Origin of the sequence: Kitasatospora griseola (assembly GCF_014648555.1) — a bacterium.
In the GTDB taxonomy this organism is placed as follows: domain Bacteria; phylum Actinomycetota; class Actinomycetes; order Streptomycetales; family Streptomycetaceae; genus Kitasatospora; species Kitasatospora griseola.
This window is the reverse complement of sequence record NZ_BMRI01000005.1, coordinates 211495-222623: the sequence shown is the minus strand read 5'-3', so window position 1 is coordinate 222623 and position 11129 is coordinate 211495. Positions and strand designations below refer to the sequence as shown.

Below are 11129 nucleotides of genomic sequence, written 5' to 3'. Positions count from 1 at the left end.
CTCCCGGGCCGACGCCTCCGGCGAGGCCGGGGACTGGCTGCCGCCCGCCGCGCTCGACCTGATCGAGGCCAAGCGCAGCAGCCGCCGTCCCGTCAGCCAGCAGCCGCAGGCCCGGCCGCCGGCGCCGGTGGTGCCGCCGCAGCCGTCCGGGCCGCCGATCTCGCAGGCCGCGCCGGTCGCGCCGGTCGGGGCGCCGTCCGAGGCCGAGGTGGCCACCGAGCGGATGCGGCCGCACCAGCGGCCGGCGTCCGGCGGGGACGGCGAGATCCGGCTGGCCGGCGCGCACGTGCCGATAGGCCCCGGGCCCCGGGTGGAGCCGGTGGCGCCGTCCGCGGCCCCCGTCGGCACCGACTGGGTGCGCCGCACCTCCGCACCGGCCGCCCCCGCCGCCCCACCGCAGCCGCCCGCCGCCCGCTGGCGGCCCTGGCGGTTCCGGATGTCCAACGACGTGTGGGGCACCCCCGTGGTCGCCGACGGCACGCTGTTCGTCTCCAGCTTCGAGGTGCACGCCCTCGACATCGGCTCCGGCGAGCGCCGCTGGAAGACCCGCGACGTCGCCTGGGCCCTGGCCGTGGACAGCGGCCGGGTGCACGCCGCCGACGGGCCGCACCTGTACACCGTGGACTCCGCCGACGGCACCGAGCGCTGGCGCACCTCGCTGGACGGCTGGGTGTACTCGCTGGACGCCGCCGACGGCGTGCTGTGCTGCGGCATCCGCGGCGGCGGGGTGCAGCTGCGCTCGGCCGCCAGCGGCGCCGAACTGTGGCGCGCCGACGACGCCCAGCAGGAGTACGAGAACCCGCAGTCCGGCCCGGCGCTGATCGCCGGCGCCGCCTACTACCAGGGCTCCGGCCGCCTGCACTGCGTGGACCCGCGCGGCGGCGGCGTGCGCTGGGCGCTCCCGGTCACCGGCAAGGTCCCGGCCCGGCCGGTGGAGCGCGGCGGCGTGCTGTACCTGACCTCCGGCCAGCGGGTGCACGCGCTGGACGCCGCGACCGGCGCCGAGCGCTGGCGGTTCGACGCGCCCGTGGTGCTGTTCACCCCGCCCGCCGTGGACGACCGCGCGGTGTACGTCGCCGACTACCTCGGCACCCTGTACGCGCTGGACGCCCTCACCGGACACGGCCTGTGGCGGGCCGCCACCACCTCCCGGCAGGGCGCCGAGCCTGCCGTGGTCGCCGACGGCACGGTGCTGCTGGGCTCCGGCGACACTCTGTTCGCCTTCGACAGCGCCACCGGCCGGGAGCGCTGGCGCTACGCCGCCCGTGCCGACCTGGTCGGCTCCCCGGCGGTCGCCGACGGCCTGGTCCACCTGGGCAGCCGCGACCACTCGCTGCACACCCTGGAACTCGCCACCGGCCGCCTGCGCTGGGAACTCGGCACCAAGGGCGAGCTGACCGGCTCCCCGGTCGCCGTCGACGGCCGGGTCTTCGTCGGCTCCAAGGACCGCTGCGTGTACGCGCTGGACTCGTTCTACGGGACGGCCGTCCCGCACTGACACCGGGTGGGCGGACTTCTCCGCCGGAGGGGGCGACCGCGGGTCGGGCTTCGGCGCACCCGCCGCCGGACGATCACCGAATTCGGCGATCGGCAGGGGGCGGGGGCTCGCGCGACGGCCCCGGACCGGTGCGGTCCGGGGCCGTCGTGGTCGTCGGCTACGGGTGGCGGTGCTGCCAGCCGGCCCAGGCGGAGGCGACCATGTCGCGGACGTCGTGCCGGGCGGTCCAGCCGAGTTCGCGGTGGATCAGCTCGGCGGACGCCACCACCCGGGCCGGGTCGCCGGCGCGGCGGGCGGTCACCTCGGGGGCGGTGCCGAGGCCGGTGACCTCGGCGATCTCGGCGAGCATCTCGCGGACGGAGACGCCGTGGCCGGTGCCGATGTTGAGAGTCAGCCGGACCTGCTCGCCCGGGGCGCCCGTGCTCAGCCGGCGGACCGCGGCGACGTGCGCGGAGGCGATGTCCGAGACGTGGATGTAGTCGCGGATGCAGGTGCCGTCCGGGGTCGGGTAGTCGTCCCCGAAGATCAGCGGGGGCAGCCCGGCGGTGAGGCGCTGGAAGGCCAGCGGCACCAGGTTGGCCGCGCCCGGGTCGGACAGCTCGGGGGCGGCCGCGCCCGCCACGTTGAAGTAGCGCAGCGACACCGCGGACAGCCCGTACGCGTCGGCGCAGGCGTTCAGCAGCCACTCGCCGGCCAGCTTGGTCTCGCCGTACGGGTTCATCGGCGCGCACGGCGTGGCCTCGGTGACCAGGTCGACGTCCGGCATGCCGTAGACGGCGGCGGAGGAGGACAGCACCGCCCGGCGCACGCCCGCGTCGACCGCGGCGGCCAGCACGACCCGCAGGCCCTCGACGTTCTCGTGGTAGTAGCGCAGCGGCTGGGCGACCGACTCGCCGACCTGCTTGCGGGCGGCCAGGTGCAGCACGCCGGTGACGCCGTGCTCGGCGAGGACGCGGTCCAGCAGCGGGCGGTCCAGCGTGGAACCCGTCACCAGAGGGACGCCGGGAGGCAGGTGGGCGGCCGAGCCGGTGCTCAGGTCGTCCAGGACGACCACCGGCTCGCCGGCCGCGACCAGCTCCCGAACGACATGACCACCGATGTAGCCGGCCCCGCCCGTGATCAACCAGGTCATGCCCCGATCCTAGACGGCCGCCTTCCGGGTGGCGGCGGGTGTGTCTGGACAGGCATTCGGACAATTCGCTGAAATGCTGACAAAGTTCTGTCCCGCGACCGGAGGTGGCTGCCGTGCGCCCCAAGAAGGAACCGACCCGCCCCCTTCCGGCCGGCCCCCGGCCCACCGGGCCCAAGCTGTGGCTCGGCCCGGCATCGGTGCTGGCCGTGGCCGCGCTGCTGGTCACGGGCTGCTCCAGCATCGACGACGGGTCCGGTTCCAGCACGGCGGCCGGTGCCGCCACGACCGCGCCCGCCACCTCCACCAGCGACCAGCTGGAGCAGAACTACCAGCAGGTGATCTCCCAGGTGCTGCCCTCAGTGGTGCAGATCACCGCGGGCGACAGCCTGGGCTCCGGGATCGTCTTCGACGACAAGGGCGACATCGTCACCAACGCGCACGTGGTCGGCACCGCGCAGACCTTCACCGTGACGCTGGCCAACAGCACCAAGCCGCTGGACGCCACCCTGGTGGGCAGCTACCCGCAGTCCGACCTCGCGGTGATCAAGCTGAGCAGTCTGCCCAACGGCCTCAAGCCCGCCACCTTCGCGGACAGCTCCAAGGTCGCGGTCGGCCAGATCACGCTGGCCATGGGCAGCCCGCTGGGCCTGTCCAGCAGCGTCACCCAGGGCATCGTGTCGGCGGTCGGGCGCACCGTCACCGAGCCGCAGACCTCCGGCTCGCCGGGCGCCACCATCGGCAACATGGTGCAGACCTCGGCGGCGATCAACCCCGGCAACAGCGGCGGCGCGCTGGTCAACCTCTCCAGCCAGGTGATCGGGATCAACACCCTGACCGCGGTGGACCCGGAGCTGGGCAACGCGGCCGCGCCCGGCATCGGCTTCGCCATCCCCGCCGCCACCGTGACCAGCATCGCCAACCAGCTGATCACCAGCGGCAAGGTCACCAACTCCGGGCGGGCCGCGCTCGGGGTGACCGTCCGCCCCTACGTCGACACCAACTTCCAGCCCGCCGGGGCGGCGATCGTCTCGGTGGCCCCCGGCGGACCGGCGGCCTCCGCAGGGCTGCAGGCGGGCGACGTGATCACAAAGATCAACGACACCGCGATCACCAGCCCCTCCGTGCTGACCACCGTGCTCGCCTCGTTCTCCCCGGGCGACAAGGTGACCGTCGGCTACCAGCGCGACGCCCAGAACCAGACAGCGGACGTCACCCTGGGGACGCTGTAGCCCCGCCCGCTCGGGCCCGGAGTGCCGTACCGCGCAAGGGAGACGGCACCCCGGGTCCGTCCACGCCCGGGCCGGGCCGTCAGGCCCGGCCGACCCGGGTGCGCCAGGGGAGCTCGACGGCTATCGACGTCGGGCCGCCGGCCGGGCTGTCCACCACGAACACGCCGTCCACCGACTCGGCGCGCTCGGCCAGGCCGGCCAGGCCGCCGCCCGGACGGACCTCGGCACCGCCCCGGCCGTCGTCCTGCACCGTCAGCATCAGCCGGTCGTCCTGCCGCCAGAGGTCCACCGAGGCGGAGCGGGCGCCGGAGTGCTTGGAAGCGTTGGTGAGCAGCTCGCTGACGGTGAAGTAGGCGATGCCCTCGACCGCCGAATCGGGACGCCCCTCGCCCAGCTCGACGTGCACCTTGACGCCGCCGGGCAGCGTGCAGCGGGCCGCGACCGAGGACAGCGCGGCATCGAGCCCGCGGTCGGTCAGCACCGCAGGGTGGATGCCCCGGGCGAGATCGCGCAGCTCCTGCAGGGCCAGCTTCACCTCGCCGTGCGCCGCGTCGACCATCTTCTGGGCGGCCACCGGATCCTCCGACAGCTTCTCCTTCGCCAGACCCAGATCCATCGCCAGCGCCACCAGCCGGGCCTGCGCGCCGTCGTGCAGATCCCGCTCGATGCGGCGCAGATCGGCGGCCGCGTGGTCGACCACCGCACCGCGGTCGTCCTCCAGCTCACGGACCCGCTCGGCCAGCGCGCCCGGCGACAGCAGGCCCTCCACCAACAGTCGGGAGACCCAGGCCAGCCCGCGCACCGCCCACGGCAGCACCGGCCAGCCGACGATCAGCAGCACCAGCGTCACCGTGAAACTGAGGATGCCCCAGGGCAGCATCAGCAGGCAGTACAGCGCGCTGCGCCAGCTCAGCCCGTCCGACAGCGACGCCACGACCCAGCCGGCCGGGCCCGGACGCGTCGCCACCAGCGGCTCCGGCTCGGCGACCCGGCTGCCCAGCGAGGCCCGGGCCCGGGCCCGGCCCAGCCGGCCGAACAGCCGGCAGCACGTCAGGCCGAAGGCCAGCAGCGGCAGCCCGACGACCGTCACCGCCATGCCGAGCCCCGCCGACAGCAGCGTCACCATCACCGTGAAGGCGGCCAGCCCGATCGGGAAGTTCAGCAACTCGTGCTGGACCTGCTGCCACATCTCCGCCCCGTACAGCGACGGACGCTTCGCCTCGTCCTCCATGGTCGGCGCCCTCTCCTGATGCTCGCCGTTCTCTGACGATCACCAGCATCCCGGTTGCGGACCGGGCGCCGCCATGGTGCTGCACTCCGTCTTCGTCCGGGGGTTATCCCCACCCCTCGCGCTGAACCCCGGTCCCGGCGGGCCGGCAAGCGGAATTCCGGCGAGTGTCCACCGGACGTCTTGCGGACCGGGCAGATGGGGGAGTAGACGAGCGGTGCACATAGACTCCCGCGATAGCGATGGTTATGGACGGGCAAAGAAGAAGGGCGTAATCCATGGAGTGGCAGCCGCTCGCTGCCGACCCCGCCGCCGGCAGCGGCTACTTCGACGCCTACGCGGCGATCGGCCTGCTGGTGGTCATCGGCGTCCTCTTCGTCATGGTGGCCTTCACCGCCAACCGCCTGCTGCGGCCGGTGGTGAACACCCCGGAGAAACTGCTCGCCTACGAGTGCGGCGTCGATCCGGTCGGCGAGGGCTGGGCGCACACCCAGATCCGCTACTACGTCTACGCCTTCCTGTACGTGATCTTCGCGGTCGACGCGATCTACCTGTTCCCGTGGGCCACGGTGTTCGCCGCCGCCGGCTTCGGGGCGGCCACGCTGGTGGAGATGTTCGTCTTCATCGGCTTCCTCGCGGTCGGACTGCTCTACGCCTGGAAGAAGGGCGTTCTGGAATGGACGTGACGCACTCCCACGGGACGCCCGGTCAGGGCCCGGTCCCGCTCGGCATCCCCGACCCCGCCACCCCCGGCGCCGCCGTCGAGCAGCGCCGCCTCGGCCCGCTCGCCCGGCTCGCCCCGGACCCGGTCAAGGTGGTGCTCAACTGGGGCCGCCGCTACAGCCTCTGGTGCTTCAACTTCGGACTCGCCTGCTGTGCGATCGAGTTCATCGCCGCGTCCATGGCCAAGCACGACTTCATCCGAATGGGTGTCATCCCGTTCGCGCCCGGCCCCCGACAGGCCGACCTGATGATCGTCTCGGGCACCGTCACCGACAAGATGGCCCCCGCCGTCAAGCGCCTGTACGAGCAGATGCCCGAACCGAAGTACGTCATCTCCTTCGGCGCCTGCGCCAACTCCGGCGGCCCCTACTGGGACTCCTACTCCGTCACCAAGGGCGTCGACCAGATCATCCCCGTCGACGTCTACGTGCCCGGCTGCCCGCCCCGGCCCGAGGCGCTGCTCCAGGGCATCCTCAAGCTCCAGGAGAAGATCGCCGCCGAGGACGTCCCGCAGCGCTACGCCGCACCCGCGGCCGCGCTGCGCCGCCCGCTGCAGGCCGCGCCCGCCCCGACCGAGGAAGGCGAGCGGTGACCGAGAACCCCGACGTTCCGACTGCTGCCGAGCGCGCCGCCGCCGCGATCGGCCCGTGGGCCACCGCCGCCGAGGCGTACGAACTGCTCACCGTCACCGTCCCCGCCGAACACTGGATCGAGGCGCTCACCGCCGCCCGCGACGTCCTCGGCCTGGCGTTCCTGGACTGGCTGAGCGCCGTCGACGAACTCGCCGAAGGCTTCGCGGTCTGCGCCCACCTGGCCGCCGTCGGCGAACCCGGCAGCGTCCGCCGACTGCTGCTGCGCACCCGCGTGCCGCGCGACCAGGCAGCACTGCCGACCGCCGTCGAGGTGTACGCCGGCGCCGCCTGGCACGAACGCGAGACCCGGGAGATGTTCGGCATCGAATTCCCCGGCCACCCCTACCCGGCCACCCTGCTGCTGCCGGACGGCTTCGAAGGCCACCCGCTGCGCAAGGACTTCGTCCTGGCCGCGAGGGTCGCCAAGGACTGGCCCGGCGCCAAGGAACCCGGCGAGTCCGACCACGGCGGCGGCCCCGCCCGACGCAAGATGCTCCCGCCCGGCGTCCCCGACCCGAACGAGTGGGGCCCCCTCAAGGGCACCCTCCCCCCGGTCGCCGAACGCCCTGCCCGCGCCGCGAGGGCCGGCGCGGGAGCCGGCGTCGACCGCCCCCGCCGCACCCGCACCGTCGGCGAGGGCTCCACCAGCCAGGCCACGACGCCCCCGGACGCGACTCCCGCCGCCGACGCACCGCCAGTACGTGCCGACCGCCCGCGCCGCAGCCGAAGCGTGGGCGAGGGCTCGGTCAGCCAGGCCGCCCCCGAAACCCCCCGCCGCACCACCCGCACCCAGTCCTCCGACGCCCCGTGGCACGCCCCCGTCCCGGCCCACGAGACGCCTGCCGGCGCGAAGCCCGAGGCGGAGAAGCCTGCGGCTGCGGCGGCCGGGCCTGCGAAGCCTGAGGTCGCGAAGGCCGAGCCCGCGGGGCCTGACGCCTCGACGGTCGAGGCCGCGAAGCCTGACGCTGCGGAGTCCAAGCCTGCGGCGGCCGCGCCCGCGAAGCCTGAGGCTGTGCAGGCCGGGCCTGCGGTAGCTGAGTCTGTGAAGTCTCAGGCTGCGGAGCCCGAGGCAGCGGAGACGAAGCCCGTGCAGCCTGAGGCTGTGCGGGCCGAGTCCACGCAGGCCGGGCCTGTGGCGGCTGAGCCCGCGAAGTCCAAGCCCGCAGGGTCTGACGCCGCGAAGCCAGAGCATACAGAGGTGAAGCCCACACACACCGGGCCCGTGGACGCGAAGCCCACGGAGCCCGAGGCTACGCAGGCCGAGCCTGCGGCGGCCGAGTCCGCGAGGCCTGGGGCCGCGAAACGCGAGCCCGCGCAGGCCGCGCCCGCGAAGCCTGCGCCCGCAGAGCCCGAGGCTACGCAGGCCGAGCCTGCGGCGGCCGAGTCCGCGAAGCCTGGGGCCGCGAAACGCGAGCCCGCGCAGGCCGCGCCCGCGAAGCCTGCGCCCGCAGAGCCCGAGTCCACGCAGGCCGGGCCTGCGGCGGCTGAGTCCGCGAAGCCTGGGGCCGCGAAGCGCGAGCTCGCGGAGGCTGCGCCCAGGCAGACCGCGGCCGCGCACACCGGGCCTGCGAAGCCTGAAGCCGTGAAGGCCGCGCCTGCGGGGGCGGAGCCCGAGCCCATGGGGCCTGGGGCCGCACAAGCCGAGCTTGCAGAGCCTGCGCCTGCGCAGCCTGAGGCCGTGCAGCCCGGGCCTGCGAAATCTGACGCTGCGGAGCCCGAGCCCGCCGAGCCCGAGCCCGCCGAGCCCGAGTCCGCGCAGGCCGAGCCCGCGAAATCTGACACCGCGCAGCCGGAGTCCGAACCGTCCGAACCCGATCAGCAGTCCTCGCAGCCCTCGCAGAACGGAGACAGCGCGTGAATCTTCTCGACACGCTGCTGCGCTGTGTCGGCACGCTGGTGGCGTTCCTGGTGTTGCCGTTGGTGGTCGGGCAGGCCGAGCACAAGGTGATGGCGCACATGCAGGGGCGGCTCGGGCCGATGTATGCGGGCGGGTTTCACGGGTGGGCGCAGTTGGTGGCCGACGGTGTGAAGTTCGTGCAGAAGGAGGACGTCGTTCCGGCGGGGGCGGACCGGCGGATCTTCCGGTTGGCTCCGGCGGTCGCGTTGCTGCCGTACCTGTTGGTGCTGCTGGTGATTCCGATCGGGCCGAACGGGCTGGTCGGGCAGGCGGTGGACGCGGGCATCTTCTTCGTGCTGGCGGTCATGGGCATCGGCGTGCTGGGTTCGCTGATGGGCGGTTGGGCGTCGGCGAACAAGTTCTCGTTGCTGGGTGCGCTGCGGACGGCGGCGCAGCTGATGTCGTACGAGTTGCCGATGCTGCTCGCGGCGGCGTCGGTGGCGATGGCGGCGGGCACCGTCTCGTTGCCGGGGATCGTGGACGCCTTCCACTGGTGGTGGGTGCCGTGGCAGCTGATCGGCGCGTTCGTGTTCTTCACGGCGGGTCTGGCGGAGCTCCAGCGGCCGCCGTTCGACATGCCGGTGGCCGACTCGGAGATCATCTTCGGCGCGTACACCGAGTACACCGGTCTGCGGTTCGCGCTGTTCCTGCTGTCCGAGTACGCGGGCATCGTGGTGCTCTGCGGGCTGACCACGGTGCTGTTCCTGGGCGGTTGGCACGGCCCGTTCTCCGACGGCCTGGGCGTGGTGTGGACGTTGGCGAAGACGTTCGCGCTGGCGTTCGTGGTGCTCTGGCTGCGGGTGACGTACCCGCGGTTGCGCGAGGACCAGCTGATGCGTTTCGCGTGGACGGTGCTGATCCCGCTCGCCCTGGCCCAGCTCGCCCTCACCGGCATCGTCAAGGTGGCGATCTCCTGATGAAGTTTCCCGGCTCCGGCCTGGCCAAGGGCCTGGCCGTCACCATGCGGACGATGACGCGGAAGACCGTCACCGCACAGTATCCGGACGTGCAGCCCGAGCTGCCGCCGCGTTCGCGCGGCGTGATCGCGCTGCTGGAGGAGAACTGCACGGTCTGCATGCTGTGCGCCCGTGAGTGCCCGGACTGGTGCATCTACATCGACTCCCACAAGGAGACGCTGCCCGCCGCCGATCCGAACGCCCGGGCCCGTACCCGTAACGTGCTGGACCGTTTCGCCATCGATTTCTCGCTCTGCATGTACTGCGGGATCTGCATCGAGGTGTGCCCGTTCGACGCGCTGTTCTGGTCGCCGGAGTTCGAGTACGCGGAGACCGACATCCGCGAGCTCACCCACGAGCGCGACCGGTTGCGCGAGTGGATGTGGACCGTCCCGCCGCCGCCCGCGCACGATGTCGCGGCGGAGGAGCCCAAGGAGATCGCCATGGCCCGCAAGGCCGCCGACAAGCTGGCGGCCGCGGCCGCCGCTGCCGCCGCCGAGGAGGGGGAGCAGAGTTGAGCGCCCTGCTGGCCGCGGCGGGCTCGTTGGAGCCCGCCGCGCGCTCGTACCTCTCGCCGACCGGGCAGGAGATCGTCTTCCTGCTGGTCGGTGCGCTCGTGCTCGGTGCGGCCGTGGTCTCGGTGACCACCCGCCGGCTGGTGCACGCCGCGCTGTGGCTGGTGGTGGCGCTCGGCGGTCTGGCGGTGGAGTTCCTGCTGCTGACGGCCGAGTTCGTGGCCTGGGTGCAGGTGCTGGTGTACCTGGGCTCGGTGGTCGTGCTGGTGCTGTTCGGCCTGATGCTGACCCGGGCCCCGATCGGCAGCTCCCCGGATGCGGACTCCGGCAACCGTCCGGCGGCGCTGGCCGTCGGCGTGGCCTCCGCCGCGACCCTGGTGACGCTGGTGGTGGACGCGTTCCGCTCGTCCTGGATCGACCTGTCCGGTCCGGTCGGCACCACCCGGCTCACCGGTGAGTTCCTGTTCTCGCACTGGGTGCTGCCGTTCGAGGCGCTGTCGGTGCTGCTGCTGGCCGCCCTGGTCGGCGCGATCGTGCTGTCCCGCACCAAGGGCGACCGGACGAAGCCGAGGCCCGGAAACCTGCGCACCGCCCTGACGAAGACGAAGGAGCGCTGAGCGTGCACCTCGCCTATCCCGCGGTCCTCGCCGTGCTGCTGTTCAGCGTCGGCGTGTACGGCGTGCTCGCCCGGCGCAACGTCGTCCTGGTGCTGATGTCGGTCGAGCTGATGCTCAACGCCGTCAACCTCAACCTGGTCGCCTTCGACGTCTGGCTGCGCGACACCCTGCACGCCGGCCAGGCGCTCACCCTGTTCACCATCACCGTCGCCGCCGCCGAGATCGGCCTCGGCCTGGCCATCGTGCTGCTGGTGTACCGCACCCGCCGCACCGCCGCCGTCGACCTGGTCACCGCGCTCGGCGACCGGCACGAGGCGGACGTCCCGGCCGATGCGGCCGAGGAGAAGGAGCAGGCCGCCGCATGAACCTCGCGCTGCCGATCCTCGTCCCCGTGCTGCCCGCGCTCGGCGCCGCCGCCGGCCTGGCCACCGGACGCCGCCACCCCTCGCTGGCCCGCCCGCTGGCGGTGCTGCCGGTCGCGGTGGCCGCCGTCCTCGCCCTGGTGACGGCCGTCCAGCTGGGCACCGGCGCCACCCTGGACGCCGGCACCCGGCTCGCCCCCACCGGCGGCCCGGAGATCTCGCTGGCCCTGCACCTGGACGGCTTCACCTCGGTGATCTCGGTGCTGGTCGGCCTGGTCGCCACCTGCGTGCAGATCTACTCCACCGCGTACCTGAAGGACGACCCGCGCTACCCGTCGTA

General features: G+C 73.4%; 11 protein-coding genes and 1 pseudogene. 10 read left to right on the top strand and 2 right to left on the bottom strand.

The window, feature by feature from the left end; genetic code table 11:
• A partial coding sequence (locus IEZ12_RS08880; RefSeq protein ID WP_229847348.1) for a PQQ-binding-like beta-propeller repeat protein occupies positions 1-1498 on the top strand: 1498 nt, incomplete at its 5' end.
• A 157-nt stretch (positions 1499-1655) separates the two neighbouring features.
• Here IEZ12_RS08880 and galE read toward each other — a convergent pair.
• Positions 1656-2630, bottom strand: a complete 975-nt coding sequence (gene galE, locus IEZ12_RS08875; RefSeq protein WP_189271515.1) for a UDP-glucose 4-epimerase GalE — start codon at positions 2628-2630, stop codon at positions 1656-1658.
• A 176-nt stretch (positions 2631-2806) separates the two neighbouring features.
• Between galE and IEZ12_RS08870 the strand changes: the two genes are divergently transcribed.
• On the top strand, positions 2807-3859 hold the full coding sequence (locus tag IEZ12_RS08870; protein WP_373295454.1) for a S1C family serine protease: 1053 nt from the start codon (positions 2807-2809) through the stop codon (positions 3857-3859).
• Between the two features lie 79 nt (positions 3860-3938).
• Here IEZ12_RS08870 and IEZ12_RS08865 read toward each other — a convergent pair whose 3' ends face one another.
• Complete coding sequence (locus tag IEZ12_RS08865; protein WP_189271513.1) at positions 3939-5090, bottom strand: sensor histidine kinase; 1152 nt, start codon at positions 5088-5090, stop codon at positions 3939-3941.
• 275 nt (positions 5091-5365) lie between these two features.
• Here IEZ12_RS08865 and IEZ12_RS38010 point away from each other — a divergent pair, with 275 nt between their 5' ends.
• The 8 genes and pseudogenes from IEZ12_RS38010 to IEZ12_RS38005 all read left to right on the top strand — a co-directional run.
• Positions 5366-5773 (top strand): NADH-quinone oxidoreductase subunit A, encoded by a 408-nt coding sequence (locus IEZ12_RS38010; RefSeq protein WP_229847347.1) that lies wholly within the window; start codon positions 5366-5368, stop codon positions 5771-5773.
• Positions 5764-6402, top strand: coding sequence for an NADH-quinone oxidoreductase subunit B (locus IEZ12_RS08860; protein ID WP_043914674.1), 639 nt, complete (start codon positions 5764-5766; stop codon positions 6400-6402). Before IEZ12_RS38010 ends, IEZ12_RS08860 begins: the two co-directional genes overlap by 10 nt.
• Positions 6399-8300, top strand: a complete 1902-nt coding sequence (locus IEZ12_RS08855) for an NADH-quinone oxidoreductase subunit C (RefSeq protein WP_189271512.1) — start codon at positions 6399-6401, stop codon at positions 8298-8300. The genes IEZ12_RS08860 and IEZ12_RS08855 overlap by 4 nt, the downstream gene beginning before the upstream one ends.
• The gene (nuoH, locus tag IEZ12_RS08850; protein ID WP_189271511.1) at positions 8297-9256 is read left to right on the top strand and encodes an NADH-quinone oxidoreductase subunit NuoH; all 960 of its coding nucleotides are present in this window, start codon (positions 8297-8299) and stop codon (positions 9254-9256) included. Before IEZ12_RS08855 ends, nuoH begins: the two co-directional genes overlap by 4 nt.
• Positions 9253-9813, top strand: a complete 561-nt coding sequence (locus tag IEZ12_RS08845) for a NuoI/complex I 23 kDa subunit family protein (protein ID WP_100587332.1) — start codon at positions 9253-9255, stop codon at positions 9811-9813. Before nuoH ends, IEZ12_RS08845 begins: the two co-directional genes overlap by 4 nt.
• Positions 9810-10427 (top strand): NADH-quinone oxidoreductase subunit J family protein, encoded by a 618-nt coding sequence (locus tag IEZ12_RS08840; protein WP_189271510.1) that lies wholly within the window; start codon positions 9810-9812, stop codon positions 10425-10427. Before IEZ12_RS08845 ends, IEZ12_RS08840 begins: the two co-directional genes overlap by 4 nt.
• 2 nt (positions 10428-10429) lie before the next feature.
• A complete protein-coding gene (nuoK, locus tag IEZ12_RS08835; RefSeq protein ID WP_189271509.1) occupies positions 10430-10792 on the top strand; it encodes an NADH-quinone oxidoreductase subunit NuoK in 363 nt (120 codons plus the stop codon).
• Positions 10789-11129 (top strand): annotated as a pseudogene (locus tag IEZ12_RS38005) (NADH-quinone oxidoreductase subunit L); the annotation flags it as partial. The gene nuoK and the pseudogene IEZ12_RS38005, both read left to right, overlap by 4 nt.

What these genes read in the sequence shown, in the direction of transcription:
- galE (WP_189271515.1), bottom strand. Translation starts at nt 2,630, where the DNA reads ATGACCTGGTTGATCACGGGCGGGGCCGGCTACATCGGTGGTCATGTC.
- IEZ12_RS08865 (WP_189271513.1), bottom strand. Translation starts at nt 5,090, where the DNA reads ATGGAGGACGAGGCGAAGCGTCCGTCGCTGTACGGGGCGGAGATGTGG.
- IEZ12_RS38010 (WP_229847347.1), top strand. Translation starts at nt 5,366, where the DNA reads ATGGAGTGGCAGCCGCTCGCTGCCGACCCCGCCGCCGGCAGCGGCTAC.
- IEZ12_RS08860 (WP_043914674.1), top strand. Translation starts at nt 5,764, where the DNA reads ATGGACGTGACGCACTCCCACGGGACGCCCGGTCAGGGCCCGGTCCCG.